The organism is Aminipila terrae, assembly GCF_010120715.1.
Lineage (GTDB): Bacteria > Bacillota > Clostridia > Peptostreptococcales > Anaerovoracaceae > Aminipila > Aminipila terrae.
Map to the genome: position 1 here is coordinate 3241824 of NZ_CP047591.1, position 18770 is coordinate 3260593.

The following is an 18770-nucleotide window of genomic DNA, read 5'->3' on the forward strand; positions in this document are numbered from 1 at the left end:
TGAGTTCTATTACGAGAAATAAACAAAGTGTTTGTGCTTACAGCCGTTGTGCCTGTTTAATGGCTGGAGTTATGTAGATCTTACGCTCCTTATTTCCTTTGCCAACAACGACGGATATGATATCTGAATCTACTTGATCAACATTTAGCGATGCCAATTCAGATAAGCGTAGGGCACAGTTTAAAAAGATTGTTATGATGCAATTATCAGATAATGATTAATATATGAGTATTTTGTTGTAATTATATATTTAAATCAAAATATATACAAAGGTAAGCTATTCAATAATGAAAGGGGAAACAATGATATACGAAGACTATAATTATAATAAAGAGGAAGATTTATCTTGCTGTGGAATTTGTAATAAGCAATTTTCAGAGGGAGAGCCAGTATCGGTTATTGATTTCCCTAAAGGACCTTTTAGAATAGTTTGCAAAGAATGTATGGATGAATTAAGATCTCTTTCATTGAAAGACCAAAGAACAGATAATGGTATTGTGGAACCCCAAAACATAATAAATGAATTAAAAGCTGAAAGTAAATTATGGAGATATATGGATTTAGCAAAGTTTATTAATATGTTGAAAAATAGTACACTTTATTTTTCGTCGCCAAATGACTTTGAAGATATATATGAAGGCGCATATGGTGAATTGAGAAATAAAGAGGCATGGGATAGTTATTATTTAAACCATGCAAAGACAAGTATAATTACAGCGCCAGATAATTGTTGGCATAATATAGAAGAGGAGAAACTTGAAGTAGATGCGCGAAGACTAGTTGAGCAAATTTCAATGAGACATGATAATATGATTTTCATAAATTGCTGGCACGAAAATGAGTATGAATCAGAAGCAATGTGGAAAATGTATTCTAAAAATGTAGAAAATGCAATTGCAATACAGACTAATTTTGGAGAGTTGAAAAAACAAATTGGTGAAAAAGCATCAATTGGCAAAGTAAAGTATATTGATTATTCCAAGAGATTTGTTGGAATAAATAAAGTATATTGGAATAAAAGAAAGGCTTTTGAATTTGAAAGAGAAGTCAGAGCAATTGTACATGGTTTTGATGAGTGCGGTAAAAACGGAATAGAGATTAAAATAGATTTGAAAGAACTAATTTGTAATGTCTATGTTTCACCATATGCTCCGAGTTGGTTTTGTGAGTTGGTAAAAGATATAATAAAAAAATATGGTTATGGGTTTGATGTGAAATATTCCGAATTACGTGAAGCACCGTTTTAAATTAAACAGAAAGAGTGAGGTGTGATGGTTAAATGCAAATTTCAATTTGTGAGTAATTTCAACTTCCCATTATGTTTATTTTAGGTAAGCTTGAAACGGAATAATGGAAAGTTTAAAAGTGAATGGAGAATAAAGAAATATGGGTGAAATTAAATAGATTTATCATTACTGTAGTGCAGATACCTTTGTTGCTATTATCAATATTAGGGTAAATTTACAGCCAAAATGACAAGTCATATTTTGGAATAGATATTGAAGGTGAGGGCTTGAAAAAAATTAAAAAAGAACTTCGAATTATGATAATAATATTTTTACTGTGGTTTGGGATACATATGCTGATAATTACAATTGATGGGTTAAATGATGAACTTGGGAAGTCTGATGTTGCAGTTGTTTTGGGAAACAAAATTGAGCTAGATGGAACCCCTTCTAAAAGATTACAGGGCAGGCTAGACAAAGCACTAAATTTGTATAAGAAAGGATATTTTAATTACATTATCGTCAGTGGGGGAATTGGCAAAGAAGGATACAGTGAAGCAGTAGTAATGAAAGAGTACTTGATAGAAAAAGGAGTTCCTAGTAATAGTATTTTGATAGATGAAGTGGGAAATGATTCTTATATGACAGCAAAAAACACAAAAAACATTATGAATCAGATGAATTTTCATTCCGTCACAGTAATTTCTCAGTTTTATCATATAACAAGGACAAAATTAGCATTTCGAAAGGTTGGTCTGAATGATGTATATACTGCCCATTCTACAAGCTATGATGTTCGGGATATTTATTCCCTATTAAGAGAGTTTCCTGCTTACTACAAATATCTAATAATGTAATGCCTTTTTTCAATGGCTGTAAGCTCAGAGGGAGTTCTTATGTTTATATTATACATAAAATCTATAAGGAAAGTTTTTCTTAAAGGTTTTTGAAATCAGTATTCACTAAGTGTCTTAAAGAGACTTTGCCTGATTATTTGAAGGCTTCTCAAGTGATTATTTTTAGGATGGTAATTAAAACTTCATATTGCTCTCTTCACTTTAATTATAACACAAGGAATGTGGGAAATATAGTCTTATAATACTTGGCATATGTAAGTATACTACTAATACAGTAATTCAACTTTGGTTATAATTTACTTATTATAACTTATTAATAAAAGGGGGAGATACGGAAGATGACTTACATACGTTTTGGCAACTCTGCCATGCCGCCAGTATGCCTGATTATGGGTGGTAAAGACATTATGTCTACATACGATTTAATTAATTTGGAGGTAAGATTAGATGAATATAAAATTTGATCCCAATAATAGTGTTATTAAACTCTGTGTAATGGGGATGAGTTTAGAAGATAGTGGGAACGTAGAAGAAGCAAGCGCTATGTTTCATAAAGCATGGAATGAAGCAACAGATGACTATGAAAAATTTATTGCAGCTTATCATTTAGCTCGTCAACAAAAGGATATTACAGATAAATTAAAATGGATGGAAACATCTTTACAGTGTGCGCTAAATATAAATGATGATAATGTAAATAGTGCATATTCAACGTTATATGTAAACATTTCAAAATGCTATGAGGATTTGGGTGATTCTGATAATGCAAAAAGAAATTATGAATTATCTGAATTATATAAAGGCGTGCCTTCTGATAAGGGACCGTTTTATCATGGGACTAAGGCAGATTTAAAGGTTGGTGATTTACTGACAGCAGGTGGAATTTCAAATTACAAGCCTGAGCTTCAAATGAATCATATTTATTTTACAGCTAATCCCAATGGTGCAGGACTTGCAGCGGCATTAGCAAAAGGTGAAGGGAGAGAACGCGTTTATATAATTGAACCAACAGGTGAATTTGAAAATGACCCGAATGTTACTGATAAAAAATTTCCAGGTAACTTAACACGTTCTTATCGCTCAAAAGAACCTTTAAGAATTATTGGTGAGGAAACAGAGTGGGCGAAACTGACAACTACGGAACTAAGTAAATGGCGTGAAAATTTAGCAAAAAACAAGGGCGAAATTATCAACTGAACAATATAAAAATATTAAAGGGGATATATGTTATGGCAGATGTAAGGGCCAATGGCATACAAATTGAGTATGAAATTTTTGGAAACAAGGAAAATCCTGCAATAGTGCTTATTGCAGGAAATGGTGCTCAGCTAAATTTTTGGGAACCAGATTTTTGTGAAATGCTTGCAAAAGAAAGTTTACAAGTTATACGTTTTGATAACCGTGATGCGGGACTGTCTACAAAATTTGATGGGGCTGGTATTCCTGATATGGAGAGAATATACCAGGCAGCACAAGAGGGTAAACCGATTGACACAGCATATACATTGGAAGATATGGCTGATGATGTGGCTGGTTTGATAGATGCACTGGAAATAAAGAAGGCTCACATCTGTGGTGCTTCTATGGGAGGCACCATTGCCCAGGTTTTTGCCTATAGGCATCCTTCTCGTATATGTAGTTTAATTTCTATTATGTCATCTACCGGTAATCCGAATAATCCTCAAATATCACCGGAAACATTAGCGATTGTCACAGCAACACCTCCAACTGGACGGGATGCATATATTGATTATACTTTACATATGTGGAAAAATATTTGGAGTGAGGGGTTTCCTTTTGAAGAAGAACGTGCAAGGCGCTATTGTGAAGAAAGCTATGATCGTTCTTATTATCCGCAAGGAGCTGTACGTCAAAATGCAGCGTTAGTTGCTAATGGTGATAGGAGACAACACCTTTCATTATTAACAATTCCAACACTGGTAATTCATGGAACTGCAGATACATTGTTTCCTGTTGAAGCTGGAAAAGATACGGCATGCACAATACCTAATGCTATATTACTTTTGATCGAAGGAATGGGACATGATATGCCTAAGGGAACATGGAAATCCATAGTGGAAGCTATTGCTAGCCAAGTGAACGACACCCAGAAAATAGATTGATTATCTGGAGGTAGATGGTATGAACCACAAATTCCCATACTATTTAATTAACAAGATATTTTCTATTGTTATTTTTATTATATTTTATTTATTTGTTGTTTATTTACAAGAAAAAATTAACGAGTATTTACCCTTTGGAATGTGGGGCTTAAATACCATAGGACTAATTATAAATCTTACATTTGGGGTTATAATTGGTTGGTTTTTGTTGGATGATATAAAATTGAAATTAAATAAACACCAGAATATTGCTACAATATGTATTTTGATATTTTTATCATTATACCAATACTTTTTTTATGCTCCAATTCTCAATAAATACTTAAGTTTTGAGTTGTTTTATGCAGTTAAGTATCCGCAATTAATATTAGGAGCATATCTAGTATTATATCTGAAAAAATTTTTTAAGGAGAAAACTTAATAAAAATCATATTAGGAGTGAGTAATGATAATTAAAAAGATAAGCACTGAGAACCGAAAAAAAGCATTGGCACTTGTATTATCCGTTTTTATGCAATATGAAGCACCAGAGTATTCACAACAGGGAATAAAAACTTTTATAGACTTTATCAGTAATAAAGATTCGATAGATGGACTCAAAATGTACGGTGCATTTAGAGAAAAAGACATAGTGGGCGTGATCGCAACCAGAAATGATGGCAATCACATCGCTTTGTTTTTTGTCCATGAGATTTATCATGGACAGGGAATTGGCAGAAAGTTGTTTGAAACAGTTATTAGTGAAAGCACTGGAGAAAAAATCACAGTTAATTCTTCCCCATATGCAGTTAAAATTTATAAAAAATTAGGGTTTCTTCCCGACAGTGATGAACAAATTGCAGACGGTTTGAGATATATTCCAATGACTTATATAAAATAAGTGTAGCATTCTGATTATAATGTATGAGGGCGCACATGCTAGTCAGGTGAGCGACGAGCTAAAAGGAGAAGAAAATGGATACATTGAGGAAAGTAATTAAAATTACAAAAGGCAAACCTGCTGTTGATGGTGCAGGTGTTAAGCTGGTTCGAGTCATAGGGTATCCGGATACAAAGGATTATGACCCGTTTCTGATGTTAGATGCATTTGACTCAGGAAATTCTGAAGACTACATAAAAGGGTTTCCATGGCATCCCCATAGAGGTATTGAAACAATAACCTATTTAATCTATGGAAATATTCAGCATGGAGATAGTCTTGGTAACAATGGGAGCATTCTAGATGGAGAATGCCAGTGGATGACGGCGGGTTCCGGTATTATTCATCAGGAAATGCCGAAAGCCAGTAGACGTATGTTAGGCGCTCAATTGTGGTTAAACCTGCCGGCCAAAGACAAAATGACTGAACCTGGTTACGGAGACATAAAGGCAGAAGATATACCAGTGATTAATGAAAACGGAGCAAAGGTTCATGTGATTGCTGGAGAGTATCAAGGGCATAAAGGTGCTTTTGAGGGTAAATACATTAATGCAACCTATCTGGATGTTGAATTGCAGTCTAATCAGGAATGGCATTTCATAAATAATGCTGAAGATACTTTATTTGTCTATATTTTTACTGGAAAAGCAATATTTGACCCAAATGAATCAATTAATAATCCTGAAGATTTAGTTGATGAAAAGCAAGCTGTGCTATTCAGCCATGGTGATAAATTTTGGATTAAGGCAGCAAATCAAGGTGTTCGTTTTATTCTTTTATCTGCTAAACCATTGAATGAACCTATTGCCTGGGGGGCCCCATTGTCATGAATACAAAGGAAGAACTTGATTTAGCGTTCAGTGAGTTGGATAACAATACTTTTATAAAATAACATATTACAAAAGAATTATAAGGAGGTTGGTTAATTATGGATAAAGTAATTAAAATTGTTGGATTTACAGGTAGCCTGAGAAGAAATTCATATAATAAAGCAGCATTGAGAGCTGCTCAAATGCTACTTCCGGAGAATGCAGTATTAGATATTCTTGACCTGGCTGAAATACCTTTTCTAAATGAAGATCTTGAAGCACAGGGGTTACCAGCTTCAGTGGCTGATTTCAAGAAAACATTGTCTGAAGCGGATGCTATACTGATTTCCACACCGGAATATAATTTTTCAATCCCTCCTGTTTTGAAGAATGCGCTGGACTGGGCGTCAAGAGGAGAGCCATTGCCGTTGTATGGTAAACCACTTGCAATAATGAGTGCTTCTCCAAGCATGCTTGGGGGTGCCAGAGTTCAGTATCATTTGAGGCAGGTATGTGTTTCACTAAATCTTATTCCATTGAATAAACCTGAAGTCTTTATTGCCAACGCAAATACGAAGTTTGATGAGGCCGGCAATTTGACAGACGAAAGAACCAGGAAATCTATTGAGGCATTATTAAAAGCCCTTGTTCAAAATGTATAAAATATATAAAAATATAGGGGCATACAATATGAAAGGCTAAAGGAGATTAAATGAATAGGCTTATAATATTAAAGATTGAAATGTCTTATGGAAAAGATACAGAATATATTTATCCAGTAGTTCTTTGCGACCATATCAATTGCGTACTAGTGGATTGTGGTTATGTGGGTTCTCTTTCTAAAATTGAGGAAGAACTTCATAATAACGGGCTTTCTCCAGAAGCTGTCACCCACATTATTCTTACACATCAAGATCACGACCACGTTGGTGCGGCAGCAGCCTTTAAAACGAAGTATCCTAATGTGAACATTCTGGCTTCGGCTGAAGAAACGCTTTACATCTCCGGTATTCAGAAATCACTTCGGCTGGAGCAGGCAGAGCAGCTACAAAAAGATCTTCCAGCAGATATGCAGGACTTTGGACATGCATTCTGTAGGCTGTTAAAATCTGTTGAGCCTGTCCAGGTTGATCAGGTGCTTTTGGATGATGAGGTGTTACCATTTTGTGGTGGCTGCCAGGTTCTCTCCACTCCAGGTCATACCCCAGGACATATTTCATTGTATCTTCCAGAATTTAACACCCTTATTTCTGGTGATGCCATGGCACTGGAAGACGGCAGACCCGTTTTGGCTAATCCTCAGTTTACCTTAGACAACGAGAAAGCCAACGCATCCATGCAACGATTATTAGCACATCCTGCAGAAAAAATTATTTGCTATCATGGTGGTGTATTGGTGAAAAATTCTTGAGTTATCCTGTTAACCATTTATAGATTTCCTTAATATCATATAATAATGTGATTTTAAGGAGTGATACATAAATGAAACCATATTATAAGAATAATTCATATTTACAAAATCAAGAAGATACCAATATACATATTTGCCCATTTTGTAATAACCTCATCGCTGATTCTGATGAACAATATGATGAGAAGCAATGGAATACGGTAATCGTGAATCAGAGACCGGATGAAATTAATAAAATTATGGCATTGATAAATCAGCAATTTAAAGATTATTATACGGAGCTTCAAAAATATAGAGTACAAAGACCGATTGCCCGTAATATCTTTAGAGGGATTGTAAGTTACGTAATAAATAAAGAAGAAAACTACACTGGCAACATTGAACAAAAAACAAATCGATTATTTGATGCGTATAGCCGGGATAATTTACTTATTCTTGCAACTTTAAGAGGATTTGGTGTACCAGCCAATCGTATTACCAGGATTATAAAAGATATTATACGCTTTACATTACAAAATTTAGAAGAGCAGCCTCCGAAAGAACAACCGCCTTCAGGATGGAGCAAGTGGGAGGATCTCGGTGGAGTGTTAACATCTGCGCCTACCGTATCATCATGGCAGTCTAATCGTTTAGATGTATTCGGCAGAGGACAAAATAATGCATTATGGCACAAGTGGTGGGATGGTTCAAGTTGGAGTACATGGGAAGATTTAGGTGGTATACTTACTTCTGCTCCTGCAGCAGTGTCCTGGGGGCCAAATAGAATTGACGTATTTGGCAGAGGACAAAATAATGCATTATGGCATAAATGGTGGGATGGCTCAAGCTGGAGTGGATGGGAAGATCTTGGCGGAGTGCTAACATCTGCACCTACCGTATCATCATGGCAGTCCAACCGTTTAGATGTATTTGGCAGAGGACAGAACAATGCATTATGGCACAAGTGGTGGGATGGTTCAAGTTGGAGTACATGGGAAGACTTGGGTGGCGTACTTACTTCTGCTCCTGCAGCAGTGTCTTGGGGGCCAAATAGAATTGATGTATTTGGTAGAGGACAAAATAATAGCCTGTGGCATAAATGGTGGGATGGCTCAAGTTGGAGTACATGGGAAGACTTAGGCGGAGGAGCCATAAGTTCAGGTCCTGCTGCAGCATCTACTGGTGTTAATCGCCTTGATATTTTCGCACGTGGGAGTAACAATCAGCTGCTCTATAGAACCTGGAATGGAAGAAGATGGGGTGGTTGGCAATCCCTTGATGGACAATTAACCTCAGAACCTGGGGCGGTGTCTTGGGGAGGCAATCGATTAGATGTATTTGTGAAAGGTGAAAATAATCACCTTTGGCATATTTGGAGACCTTAGTTATAAATCTAGGATAAGGGACAGGGGCAATTCCTTGTCCTTATCTAATTATGAATAGAGGTATTGACTATTTATATAATCCAGAAGATCAAAAAATCAGAATTTGAGGTGAACGTGTGAACAAATATACACAAGAAGAGTTAAAAGAAGCAGTGCAAATTGTGTCTTCCGTAATCAGCAGATGTGAAAAAATACAGCCTAAATTTGTGGAGGGTACCTCTCAGCACACACTCCTTAAGAACAGGATAAAAGCTTTGTATATTTCCAAATCATTGATAATGGATGAAGACGTTATAGAAAAATATATAAAAGAAGAATTGATAGAAGCGCTACAGCAAGTATCTTCGATTATCAATAAGTGTGAAAAAGCACAGCAAAAATTCCCGGAGGATACCTCTAATCATACTCGTTTCACGAACATGATTAAAGCGATGTACATTTCTAAATCACTAATAACAGATGAAATTAATAGAAGAGGTTGAATACCTATTTTGTCAGATGAGCAACCTGACAATTAGCAACATAAGATATACATTCTGTTATGCATATAACAGGAATATGATAAATTTTAATTTACAGGGAGGTATTATGAATAAGATAACTTGTATTTGTTTAGGCGTAAGAAACATGGAAAAAGCCCTTCAGTTTTACAGGGACAGGCTAGGGTTTCAAACCGAGGAAAAAGGTGATAGCCCCCAAGTTGTATTCTTTAACACGACTGGAACAAAGTTTGAACTTTATCCTTTGGATTTATTAGCGGAAGATATTAGTAAAGAACACACACCCCAAATCGGTAATGGTTTTGGAGGAATCACATTGATCTATAATGTGGAACATAGGGAAGATGTTGAAAAAGTAATAGAGTTGGCTAGAAATGCCGGAGCTGAAATTGTTAAGGAGCCTCAGGATGTTTTTTGGGGTGGATACCACGCATATTTTTCTGACTTGGACGGTTATTATTGGGAAGTTGCCTGGGGACCTGATTTCAAGTTTGATGATGAGGGTATGCTGGTATTTTAGCTAAGCCGTCTCCGGGAGTTATCGTATAATCTTATATATGAAGAATATAAGCAATTACAATCTTAAATTTAGAAAGAGGAACAATGATGGAATGTCCAAAATGTAATGACGTAATGATTCATGGGTTTATTCAGAGTGCCAACGGAATTTTTTGGAGTGAAAAAAAACACAAGATATATTTTGCTGCCAATGAACGTAAGGGAGAAATAGTGGTAACCGATACTTTGACAGATTATTGTACAGAGGCCTATTACTGCTCTAGATGCGGAACGATTGTGATACCAAACAAAGTTGAATAATTTTCCTTTCTGCTCAATTGCCTCATTAAAAGTACATTGAAATAAAAGAAAAAATGTAGTAAAATGTGGGACATAATGTTTAAAGGAGAAGTTTTTATGTTTTCTATGCCCTACTTATGTATCTGCATATACTGCATGCTTCAGTTAAGCTTTTTTATTATAATGGACAGACGATACCGAAATACCAGTTTCACAAAGGAATGCTATTTTCCTTTGATTTTGGTTATGATGCTGCTCTCGTTTGTAGCAGATATTGTAAGTACTCTTAATCAGACATCTGATTGGTTTTTCCCTTTTGCAGCCGCAGGTAATTATTTTGAAATTATTATTAATACAATGCTGCTTCCCGTATTTTACCTTTATGTTTGTGCACAGATTTATAATATGGACAAAATATTAAAACAGAGAATATATAATATTCTTTGGATATTAGCTGTGATTTGCAGTATGGTAGTAATTTCAACAGCCTTTACAGGACAGATTTTCTATTTTGATGATGACAGAATGTATCATCGGGGTCATTTATTCTGGCTTCCAATGATGATTCTCCTGGTCATGATGCTGATTATCCAGGTGTTTATTATTAAGCATAAGCCAAAAATAGAAGTAAGACATTATAAATCTTTGATTTTTTTCCTGCTTTTACCCTTACTTGGATGGGGATTACAGTTTTTGATTTTTGGATTACCTTTTTCATTGATTTGTGGAACTTTAGCGGCTCAGATTGTATTTATAAACATTCAAAATTTGAAAATGTCTATAGATTATCTAACTGGCGTTTTTAATCGTAAGGAACTGGACAAATATATGCAGAATAAAATTGCCGCTGCAGTCAGTAATCAATCCTTCTCAGCGATACTTCTCGATATTGATAATTTTAAGTCAATTAACGATCAGTTTGGTCACTATGAAGGGGATCTTGCATTATCAGATGCTGTTAATATTTTACGCAATTCATTTGAAAATAATGAGTTCATTGCACGTTATGGAGGAGATGAATTTTGTATAATTCTTGATTCGGATCAGGACTCTGAATTAGAAATTACCATACAGCGTATTAATAGTAACCTTCTAAACTTTAACAAACATTCACAAAAGCCATATGAACTAAGTTTTAGTATGGGGTATGCGGTATATCACCCGTCAATCGGGAAAAGTTCTGAACTATTCTTAAATACCATAGATCAGAAAATGTATGTTGAGAAAAAATCACGCAAAAAATGATAAGTTAATGCTATAACAGCAAGAAAAGGTATTAAAACTTTTTTCTGCTGTTATTTTTTTAAATGAGAACCTCTAAAAATTATTTACTTAAAAATAAAATATATATTTTTTAATTTATTTATTGAAAAAAATGTCGAATTTTGTTTAAATAGTAATAAAAATAGGAAATTCATGGCATAGTAATTCTAACTTTTACTAAAAAATAAGGGTACGCTGTTTTTAATTGTGGGAAATATTTGAGATTGTCTAAAGTAATTTGTACTTATTTGGAAGGAAAGAAAATGAATTTAGCTAAAAAGGTTTCACTATTAATCGGAATACTTCTCATTATTGCTTTATTTATATTAGGACTTATAGCTACCAAATTAAGTTCTACAGCACTTTTAAACGAAACCGAGACATCAATGCTGAAATATTCGAAAGAATGTGCAAATCGTGCAGGGATTGTTTTATCAAAAAACCTGGCAGTTTTACAAGCTGAGGCGGATAAAACGGAAGTAAAATCAATGGATATTATTATACAGAGAACAATGCTTTCTAAGGATGTAAATACTTTGGGGTATCTGGATATGGCTATTGTTACCCAGGATGGAGTGGCCCATTATATTTTAAATGATGAAACTGCACAATTGGGGGATCGTGAATATATTCAGGAGGCATTGAATGGAAAGGCAAATATCTCAGATGTAATAATTAGCAGAGTAACAGGTGAGCCAGTTATAATGGAGGCAGTGCCAATAAAAAATGGAAATCAGGTTATTGGCGTTTTGATTGGGCGAAGAGATGGGCGTGAAATAAGTCAGGAACTATCTATAGACAAAGAAGAAGGTTATGTTTTCGTTCTGGGTTCGGACGGAATTGTTTATATTCACCCAGATAAACAGATCGTTAAAGATAAGCGGAGCGTATTTAACGAAATTGAAACAAAAGGGGAGTTCAAAGATTTCGGGATTGAACTAAAAAAGCTGGGACTTAGAAAGGCCGGTATTTTGCGTTACAGTCTGGATGGTCAGAAACATATTACAGCAATGGCACCGATTCCAAACACTAATTGGACTCTGGGTGTAGGTAATTATGAAAGCGCTGTACTGAAGAGAGCTGTCTACCTTCGCAGCCTGATTCTTGTCATAGCTTTGGTTATTACTGTGATTGGTGTTACTGTAGTGGCGGTAATCGGAAAAGTGATGAAAACAGCTGAGAGAAAAATAAACGTTTTAAATCAACAACTGGAACAAAAGGTTTTACAACGTACAACTGAATTGCAGGAAATAAATGAAGCACTGGAAGAAAAAGTTTCTGAAGGTGAGCAGATGCAGGAAAGAATGCAAAAGTACCAGCTTCTTGCTGAAAATACCAATGATGCTATCTTTTTTACGGATAAAGAGGGAAATATTTTTGAAAGTAATTTTGCTGCAGCAAGAATTTATGGCTATTCCCATGAAGAATTTTTACTGATGAATATTTCTGATTTAAGGCATCTTGACCAGTTTTCATATTCCAGTGGTGAACTAAATTGTAAATATATAAATGGGGAAATTTTTGAAACCGTACATTATCTTAAAAATGGAACTGCTATTGATGTTGAAGTAAGTTTACAGGGCATCTTGTTAAAAGATAAAAAAGTCTTTTTAAGTATTGCAAGAAATATAACTGAGCGTAAAAGAACGGAAGAAAAAATTCTTTATTTAAGTTATCACGACCAACTTACTGGTATTTATAATCGAAGATTCTATGAAGAAGAACTGAAAAAAATTGATACAAAGCAGAATCTCCCAATTACTATTGCAATGGGGGATGTGAACGGTTTAAAGCTGATTAACGATACCTTTGGACATTCAGATGGAGACCAGCTTCTTAAAAAGTAACAGAAGTAATGAAAGAAAGCTGCAGAGAATCTGATATTATTGCCAGATTGGGAGGAGATGAGTTTGTAATTCTGTTCCCAAAAACCGATTCTCTTGAAGCGGGACAAATTATCAAACATATAAAGAAGCTGGCCTTAAATGAAAAGATTGGATTAATTGATGTTTCCATTTCTTTTGGTTATGGAACTAAGACACAGGAAAGCGAAGATATCCATGAGATAATTAAAAAAGCGGAACGGTATATGTATAAGAAAAAGCTTTATGAAAGTCAGAATATGAAAGGAAATACAATAAATACTATTATTGATACTCTTCATAAGAATAACAAAATGGAGGAACTACATTCTAACAGAGTTGCAAAGGAATGCGAAAAGATGGGGATAGCCCTTGGTTTGACAGAAGACCAGATTATGGAACTTAAGACTGTTGGACTCCTTCATGATATAGGAAAAATAGCTATCGATGATAATGTCCTTCATAATGCCAGAAAACTCACAGATTATGAATGGAAAGAAATAAAACGACATCCAGAAATCGGATATAGGATACTATGTACAGCAAATGGTATGTCAGACATTGCAGAGTATGTATTATACCACCATGAACGATGGGATGGAAAAGGATATCCAAGAGGTTTGGAGGGCGAAAAAATACCACTGATGTCAAGGATAGTTGCAATAATCGATGCTTATGATGCCATGACCAGTGACAGAAGCTATAGGAGAGCTTTGTCAGAGAATGCTGCAACAGAAGAATTGAGAAAAAATGCAGGTACTCAGTTTGATGCAAGATTAGTAAACGTATTTATTGAAAAAGTGTTATAATGGTAATATAGAACTTAGAAACTACCATATACTGACCAGAGATAAATTAATTCCTGCCTGTTTAATAGGTGACATATTCGGGAAATACTAAAATATAATGGTACTAAGCGGATAAAGAAGGAGTGGTTTAAGTGGAGAAAACTTATACAACCAAAAAAGGCAGCATTTTAGGATTTATAGTTGCAGTAGCCATACCCTTGCTGTGGGAGCATTAAGTGCATTCCTGACCAAAGACACTATGGCAAAATTTCAACAGCTGAATAAGCCAGATTTTGCGCCTCCAGGAAGTATATTTCCTATAGTGTGGACTATACTTTTTATCCTCATGGGTATAGCCAGTTATAGAATTTATCTAAAGGGCACGGAAAATCAGAATGTTAAAAGTGCACTTATATTCTATGCGGTTCAGCTCATAGTGAATTTCTTCTGGTCCATACTGTTCTTTGGGTTTGGTATGAGAGGTCTAGCCTTTATATGGCTGATTATTCTTTGGATTCTGATTGTTATTACTACTGTAAAATTCTATAAAATTGACAAGACAGCAGGTTATTTGATGATTCCATATATTCTTTGGGTTAGTTTTGCCGGAGTACTTAATTATTCTGTATGGATGTTGAATCGTTAATAAAAAGATAATATCCAGGAGCCAGTCTGAAAGGACTGGTTCTTTTTTTATGCGGGTAGTGGAAACCAATAGCAATATATGGTATGATATCTCAACAGACAGAAATGGTCAGTCAGACTGACTTTATACAACTGAGGTGAAGAAATGAATCAATTAAAATATCAACCGCTTCATGAGTCTCATGCAAATGATTTATTAGCGATTTGGTCTGATGAAGACGTTATCAGGTATACGAATATAAAAGAACCTTGCTCCTTGCAGGAAATTAATGAAAGAATCCAGATATTAAAATCCTTTGACGTTTTTATTGTCAGCAATGGGGATGGAGTTATTGGAATCATTGGTTGTCCCTGTGTGGATAAAGAAAAAGGCCAATATGGAGTGTTTTATCAATTTAGAAAGTCAAGCTGGGGGCAGGGATATGCAACGATGGCAACAGACTGGCTGTTAAACTATATGAGAAATAAATATAATGATGTAACTTTTTTTGCAGATGTGGTTACAGATAATGTGGCCAGTGAAAAAATCCTCAAACATTTTGGGTTTAACTATATTTCTGAAGAAGATGGGTTTGAACGTAATGGAATTAAAATGAAAATACATAACTACAGATTATGTTACTGAAAGGAAATGGTATGAAGAACTATTCAATTTATGTAAGAATTGATGAAGAACAGAATTTAGTACATACCTCTGGGGTTATCTTTAAGGAATTTGTTAAGGGATTAAATATAGTGAACAAAGGCTATTTAATACTAGCGGGTTTTCCAAACAACTGTTCATTTAATATGAATCTGCTTTTAGAATATGTTCCCAAAGAAATGGCGGAAGCTTTTATAAATGAAAATGTATATCATTATGGGGATTTTTGCTGGGTTGATTATACAGATCAGCAGCAGCTGGAGTACGTGACAAATGAAGAGTTAGCAGAGCTACTATATATGAGCCATAAAAAAGAACCACTTCACTGCTTTAAGATTAAAAGTTTAAATAACAATTATGCATACCTTTGCCATGATGACGGGTGGTGGAATAATGTATATATGGAAAATGTATCGGAATATAAAAGAGTTATTTCCTACAAATTGATGCAGGAGTTTAAGGGAAGGAAAAGAACAATAAGTGAGCCTCAAGAGGAACTAATGGATAAGATTTATGAGATGTGCAAAGATGGTCTTGTTATAGATTTTGAGAAAAAGACGGATAATGGCGTGAACTTATTTTGTGTAGGAAAAATATCAACCATGGACGACCTGGAAAACAAGATGCATCGATACAGAAATAAGTCAAACGGTTTAAGCATTTATTATGATACACGAAAAAAGTTGTGGGTATATTTTTAGTCGGTTACCTGGCGTAACAGGACAGGAAAATAAAAACAAAAAAGAAGGAAAATAGGGGATAAAATGAATTACAAAAAAATGTTTGTTAAAAGTTCTAGCTGCCTTTTAGTGTTTTCCATTATCATGAGTGGAATAACGGGAAATGCATATGCAAATACCAAAGGACAAAAATCTATAGGAGATATAGGTGTAAATATTACTTGGTATGATTTTGGAAAGAACTGTACTCATTATAATATTCAGGACGATTCGGACACAGGGTTTTACATGCTCAATATAAGTAATAATTCAGATGCTGCTGGTAAAACAGCTTTTGTCAACGGAAAAGGCGAAGTTGTTCTTAAACCTGATACTTATGATGGATATTCTTCCAGCAGTACAGGTGGAGAAAGCATGACTTTAATGAAAAAAGGAAGCCAGTATTTATATATTGATTCTTTCGGAATAAAGACCATAGATGGGAAAAACTATAGTGACATAGGATCATTTATTATGGGTTATGCTACCGTAACTTTAAAGTCTAATGGACATAAAGGGGTAATGGATAAAACCGGAAAGCTTATTTTTGAAGATAAAGAGGGAAAGTACAAGGAGTTTGAGTATATTGGTAAAGGACTGTTTTCAGCCTCTATAGATGGACGTTTATTTGACCTGTTAGATACTGCAGGGAAGCCCCTGACAAACAACCACTATGGATATGCTCCGCATATTAGTGAGGATACCATCAGAGTATCTAAAAACGACAAATATGGCTTTTTAGATTTATCCGGGAGGGAGATTATACCATTGATTTATGATTACTGCACTCCGTTTTATGAAGGACTTTCTGCAGTATCAAAAGATAAAAAGTGGGAATATGTGGATAAGGCAGGAAAACAAGTATTTTCCCAGCAATTCGATGAGGCAAAACCCTTTCATAATGGCCTTGCTCTTGTATCACTTAACGGTAAGTGGGGAATTGTAAACAAAGTGGGGGATCTTGTAGTTCCCATTGAATATGATGGAATTGTGGAGAATGATAAAGGATACTTTGAAGCTCAGAAGGGCCAGAAATCATTTCTAATTAACGCTTCTGGTGAAATCCTGAGTACTAAGGAGTATTCTTCTTTTAACATAGAAACAAAGGATAGAATTCGTGTAGAAAAAACCATACATAATTTACAAGTAAGTGGATATCTGAACAAAGATGAAAAAATGCTAACAGGATATAAGGATTTCGACCTTAGATATCTTAGTGACGACCTATATTTAGGAGGAAAATTCGGGGAGTATCCCCGGGAGTAGTGCCCCCACATGATTATGATCAGCGATTTGCACTTCTTGATTCAGCAGGAAATAATTTAACGGGATTTAAGTATTCAAATACTGGAGATTTCCTAAATGATTTTCAGGTTGTTTATAAGTATTATTATAATGAAGTTGGATTAGTAAATAAGTATGGGGCAGAAGTTCTCCCTACCATTTTTGATAATATTTTACTGACCAAGGATGGCTATGCTTTTGTGTCTATAGGTGATCCTGACACGGGGGATAATTCACGTGTAGGCTATTTCAAAATTCCAGACAGTTTTTCTGAGAAAAAAGGTTTAAAGCCAATTACCGTATATTTAGATGGGGTAGAGTTATATTTTGATTGTGAACCGATTATGAAAAATCAACGGACTATGGTTCCTATGAGAAAGATTTTTGAATCTTTAGGTGCCCAGGTAAAATGGGATAATAAAGCAAAGACTGCTTCTGCCAGCATCCATGGTAAAGAAGTCAGTGTAAGTATCGGAAGTCAGGTGGCCTATGTAAATGGTTCTAAAGTTTCCCTGGATACGGCACCTCTTATACAAAGTGATTTTACGCTGGTTCCATTGAGGTTTGTATCAGAAAATCTGGGTGCGGATGTAAAATGGGATGCAGATGCAAGACGAGTGATTATTACTTCGTCTGATCAGTAAAAAAGAAGGTGAGTGTAATGAACCATATCAATGAGTTGGTTTGTGGTTTAAAAGATAAAGATAATAAATCTGCATATCAATGCTTAAAACAGCTGGAAGCTGTGAGTGCTGAATCAGATGCTGTCTACCCTTATTTTGATACATTTGTGGAAATGCTGGATGATTTAAACTCTTACGTCAGGACAAGAGGATTGATTTTAATTGCTGCCAATGCCAGATGGGATAATGATTTCAAAGTGGACGAGGTTATTGACGAATATCTGAAACATATAATGGATGATAAGCCCATTACAGCAAGACAGTGTATTAAGACGCTGCCAGACATTGTTAAATATAAGCCAGAATTAAAAGAATGCATTTGCAGTGCTTTACGTAAAGCAAATCCTCAAATGTATAACAGCAGTATGCAGCCCTTAGTTTATTCAGACATTCAGGGTGCCTTAAAAAATATAGAGTCCCTCTGATCAAACTATGTTGACAGTTAATAGGGAAAATGATAGCATAAAGTAACAAATAAATAGAAATTTATGTTCTGCCCATAGATAACAACCAACTATTCTTTGTTATCTGCAGACTAAGAGGGAAGCAGGTAAAAGTCCTGCGCGGTCCCCGCCGCTGTATATGAAGAGTTCCATCAGATTGAGTTTATGAGGCTTTTAATCCTCATGAATGATATACCACTGAGCTTTTAGCTTGGGAAGGTTGAAGGGAATGATGACCCATGAGCCAGAAGACCTGCATAAATTTTCAAAAGTCTTCGACGGGTAATTTCGGAGGGCTTGAACAAGGGTGGGTATCCCACGGAGTTCTACAAAATTAATAATTGCAGAAAAACGGCTGTAACAGTAATGTTACAGCTTTTTGTATGTCATCAGGCAGAATCGATGTAAGCTTTATAAACAGAAATCATCATAA

At 35.2% G+C, this 18770-nt stretch carries 21 protein-coding genes, 2 pseudogenes and 1 riboswitch; of the genes and pseudogenes, 22 read left to right on the forward strand and 1 reads right to left on the reverse strand.

What is annotated here, in order from left to right; genetic code table 11:
* Nucleotides 1-37 precede the first annotated feature (37 nt).
* Nucleotides 38-202, reverse strand: a pseudogene (locus Ami3637_RS19195) (tyrosine-type recombinase/integrase); the annotation flags it as partial.
* A gap of 100 nt (nucleotides 203-302) precedes the next feature.
* Between Ami3637_RS19195 and Ami3637_RS15645 the strand changes: the two are divergent.
* The 22 genes and pseudogenes from Ami3637_RS15645 to Ami3637_RS15750 all read left to right on the forward strand — a co-directional run bounded on the left by Ami3637_RS15645 (nucleotide 303) and on the right by Ami3637_RS15750 (nucleotide 18319).
* Nucleotides 303-1247, forward strand: coding sequence for a hypothetical protein (locus Ami3637_RS15645; RefSeq protein ID WP_162363375.1), 945 nt, complete (start codon nucleotides 303-305; stop codon nucleotides 1245-1247).
* Nucleotides 1248-1513: 266 nt separating this feature from the next.
* Nucleotides 1514-2083 carry a YdcF family protein gene (locus tag Ami3637_RS15650; RefSeq protein WP_243158047.1) on the forward strand — a complete coding sequence of 190 codons (570 nt, stop codon included), beginning with the start codon at nucleotides 1514-1516 and terminating at the stop codon, nucleotides 2081-2083.
* Nucleotides 2084-2421: 338 nt separating this feature from the next.
* Nucleotides 2422-2547 (forward strand): hypothetical protein, encoded by a 126-nt coding sequence (locus Ami3637_RS18040; RefSeq protein ID WP_279286678.1) that lies wholly within the window; start codon nucleotides 2422-2424, stop codon nucleotides 2545-2547.
* Nucleotides 2531-3280: an NAD(+)--rifampin ADP-ribosyltransferase gene (arr, locus tag Ami3637_RS18995; protein ID WP_162363376.1), complete on the forward strand. Its 750-nt coding sequence runs from the start codon at nucleotides 2531-2533 to the stop codon at nucleotides 3278-3280. The genes Ami3637_RS18040 and arr overlap by 17 nt, the downstream gene beginning before the upstream one ends.
* Nucleotides 3281-3312: 32 nt before the next feature.
* Nucleotides 3313-4206: an alpha/beta fold hydrolase gene (locus Ami3637_RS15660; protein WP_162363377.1), complete on the forward strand. Its 894-nt coding sequence runs from the start codon at nucleotides 3313-3315 to the stop codon at nucleotides 4204-4206.
* A 19-nt stretch (nucleotides 4207-4225) separates the two neighbouring features.
* On the forward strand, nucleotides 4226-4627 hold the full coding sequence (locus Ami3637_RS15665) for a hypothetical protein (RefSeq protein ID WP_162363378.1): 402 nt from the start codon (nucleotides 4226-4228) through the stop codon (nucleotides 4625-4627).
* A gap of 24 nt (nucleotides 4628-4651) precedes the next feature.
* Nucleotides 4652-5086, forward strand: coding sequence for a GNAT family N-acetyltransferase (locus Ami3637_RS15670; protein ID WP_162363379.1), 435 nt, complete (start codon nucleotides 4652-4654; stop codon nucleotides 5084-5086).
* 74 nt (nucleotides 5087-5160) lie between these two features.
* On the forward strand, nucleotides 5161-5955 hold the full coding sequence (locus tag Ami3637_RS15675; protein ID WP_330586705.1) for a pirin family protein: 795 nt from the start codon (nucleotides 5161-5163) through the stop codon (nucleotides 5953-5955).
* Between the two features lie 98 nt (nucleotides 5956-6053).
* Nucleotides 6054-6596 carry an NADPH-dependent FMN reductase gene (locus Ami3637_RS15680; RefSeq protein ID WP_162363380.1) on the forward strand — a complete coding sequence of 181 codons (543 nt, stop codon included), beginning with the start codon at nucleotides 6054-6056 and terminating at the stop codon, nucleotides 6594-6596.
* A 50-nt stretch (nucleotides 6597-6646) separates the two neighbouring features.
* Nucleotides 6647-7345: an MBL fold metallo-hydrolase gene (locus Ami3637_RS15685; protein WP_162363381.1), complete on the forward strand. Its 699-nt coding sequence runs from the start codon at nucleotides 6647-6649 to the stop codon at nucleotides 7343-7345.
* Nucleotides 7346-7416: 71 nt separating this feature from the next.
* A complete protein-coding gene (locus Ami3637_RS15690) occupies nucleotides 7417-8709 on the forward strand; it encodes a hypothetical protein (RefSeq protein ID WP_330586706.1) in 1293 nt (430 codons plus the stop codon).
* Between the two features lie 116 nt (nucleotides 8710-8825).
* Nucleotides 8826-9191 carry a hypothetical protein gene (locus Ami3637_RS15695; protein ID WP_162363382.1) on the forward strand — a complete coding sequence of 122 codons (366 nt, stop codon included), beginning with the start codon at nucleotides 8826-8828 and terminating at the stop codon, nucleotides 9189-9191.
* Between the two features lie 106 nt (nucleotides 9192-9297).
* Nucleotides 9298-9729: a VOC family protein gene (locus Ami3637_RS15700; protein WP_162363383.1), complete on the forward strand. Its 432-nt coding sequence runs from the start codon at nucleotides 9298-9300 to the stop codon at nucleotides 9727-9729.
* Nucleotides 9730-9812: 83 nt separating this feature from the next.
* Nucleotides 9813-10028, forward strand: coding sequence for a PF20097 family protein (locus tag Ami3637_RS15705; protein ID WP_162363384.1), 216 nt, complete (start codon nucleotides 9813-9815; stop codon nucleotides 10026-10028).
* A gap of 96 nt (nucleotides 10029-10124) precedes the next feature.
* Nucleotides 10125-11252, forward strand: a complete 1128-nt coding sequence (locus tag Ami3637_RS15710; RefSeq protein ID WP_162363385.1) for a GGDEF domain-containing protein — start codon at nucleotides 10125-10127, stop codon at nucleotides 11250-11252.
* Nucleotides 11253-11758: 506 nt separating this feature from the next.
* A pseudogene (locus Ami3637_RS17730) lies at nucleotides 11759-13941 on the forward strand (HD-GYP domain-containing protein); the annotation flags it as partial.
* Nucleotides 13942-14179: 238 nt separating this feature from the next.
* Nucleotides 14180-14566, forward strand: a complete 387-nt coding sequence (locus Ami3637_RS15725) for a TspO/MBR family protein (protein WP_162363388.1) — start codon at nucleotides 14180-14182, stop codon at nucleotides 14564-14566.
* Nucleotides 14567-14710: 144 nt separating this feature from the next.
* Nucleotides 14711-15190, forward strand: coding sequence for a GNAT family N-acetyltransferase (locus Ami3637_RS15730; protein ID WP_162363389.1), 480 nt, complete (start codon nucleotides 14711-14713; stop codon nucleotides 15188-15190).
* A complete protein-coding gene (locus tag Ami3637_RS15735; protein ID WP_162363390.1) occupies nucleotides 15181-15909 on the forward strand; it encodes a hypothetical protein in 729 nt (242 codons plus the stop codon). Before Ami3637_RS15730 ends, Ami3637_RS15735 begins: the two co-directional genes overlap by 10 nt.
* Before the next feature lie 78 nt (nucleotides 15910-15987).
* Nucleotides 15988-17193, forward strand: a complete 1206-nt coding sequence (locus tag Ami3637_RS15740) for a WG repeat-containing protein (RefSeq protein WP_162363391.1) — start codon at nucleotides 15988-15990, stop codon at nucleotides 17191-17193.
* On the forward strand, nucleotides 17193-17855 hold the full coding sequence (locus tag Ami3637_RS15745; protein ID WP_162363392.1) for a stalk domain-containing protein: 663 nt from the start codon (nucleotides 17193-17195) through the stop codon (nucleotides 17853-17855). The genes Ami3637_RS15740 and Ami3637_RS15745 overlap by 1 nt, the downstream gene beginning before the upstream one ends.
* A 17-nt stretch (nucleotides 17856-17872) precedes the next feature.
* Nucleotides 17873-18319 (forward strand): SufBD protein, encoded by a 447-nt coding sequence (locus Ami3637_RS15750; protein ID WP_162363393.1) that lies wholly within the window; start codon nucleotides 17873-17875, stop codon nucleotides 18317-18319.
* Nucleotides 18320-18368: 49 nt separating this feature from the next.
* Nucleotides 18369-18612: riboswitch (cobalamin riboswitch) on the forward strand.
* Nucleotides 18613-18770: the final 158 nt, after the last annotated feature.

What these genes read in the sequence shown, in the direction of transcription:
- Ami3637_RS15645 (WP_162363375.1), top strand. Translation starts at nt 303, where the DNA reads ATGATATACGAAGACTATAATTATAATAAAGAGGAAGATTTATCTTGC.
- Ami3637_RS18040 (WP_279286678.1), top strand. Translation starts at nt 2,422, where the DNA reads ATGACTTACATACGTTTTGGCAACTCTGCCATGCCGCCAGTATGCCTG.
- arr (WP_162363376.1), top strand. Translation starts at nt 2,531, where the DNA reads ATGAATATAAAATTTGATCCCAATAATAGTGTTATTAAACTCTGTGTA.
- Ami3637_RS15660 (WP_162363377.1), top strand. Translation starts at nt 3,313, where the DNA reads ATGGCAGATGTAAGGGCCAATGGCATACAAATTGAGTATGAAATTTTT.
- Ami3637_RS15665 (WP_162363378.1), top strand. Translation starts at nt 4,226, where the DNA reads ATGAACCACAAATTCCCATACTATTTAATTAACAAGATATTTTCTATT.
- Ami3637_RS15670 (WP_162363379.1), top strand. Translation starts at nt 4,652, where the DNA reads ATGATAATTAAAAAGATAAGCACTGAGAACCGAAAAAAAGCATTGGCA.
- Ami3637_RS15675 (WP_330586705.1), top strand. Translation starts at nt 5,161, where the DNA reads ATGGATACATTGAGGAAAGTAATTAAAATTACAAAAGGCAAACCTGCT.
- Ami3637_RS15680 (WP_162363380.1), top strand. Translation starts at nt 6,054, where the DNA reads ATGGATAAAGTAATTAAAATTGTTGGATTTACAGGTAGCCTGAGAAGA.
- Ami3637_RS15685 (WP_162363381.1), top strand. Translation starts at nt 6,647, where the DNA reads ATGAATAGGCTTATAATATTAAAGATTGAAATGTCTTATGGAAAAGAT.
- Ami3637_RS15690 (WP_330586706.1), top strand. Translation starts at nt 7,417, where the DNA reads ATGAAACCATATTATAAGAATAATTCATATTTACAAAATCAAGAAGAT.
- Ami3637_RS15700 (WP_162363383.1), top strand. Translation starts at nt 9,298, where the DNA reads ATGAATAAGATAACTTGTATTTGTTTAGGCGTAAGAAACATGGAAAAA.
- Ami3637_RS15705 (WP_162363384.1), top strand. Translation starts at nt 9,813, where the DNA reads ATGATGGAATGTCCAAAATGTAATGACGTAATGATTCATGGGTTTATT.
- Ami3637_RS15710 (WP_162363385.1), top strand. Translation starts at nt 10,125, where the DNA reads ATGTTTTCTATGCCCTACTTATGTATCTGCATATACTGCATGCTTCAG.
- Ami3637_RS15725 (WP_162363388.1), top strand. Translation starts at nt 14,180, where the DNA reads ATGGCAAAATTTCAACAGCTGAATAAGCCAGATTTTGCGCCTCCAGGA.
- Ami3637_RS15730 (WP_162363389.1), top strand. Translation starts at nt 14,711, where the DNA reads ATGAATCAATTAAAATATCAACCGCTTCATGAGTCTCATGCAAATGAT.
- Ami3637_RS15735 (WP_162363390.1), top strand. Translation starts at nt 15,181, where the DNA reads ATGTTACTGAAAGGAAATGGTATGAAGAACTATTCAATTTATGTAAGA.
- Ami3637_RS15740 (WP_162363391.1), top strand. Translation starts at nt 15,988, where the DNA reads ATGTTTGTTAAAAGTTCTAGCTGCCTTTTAGTGTTTTCCATTATCATG.
- Ami3637_RS15750 (WP_162363393.1), top strand. Translation starts at nt 17,873, where the DNA reads ATGAACCATATCAATGAGTTGGTTTGTGGTTTAAAAGATAAAGATAAT.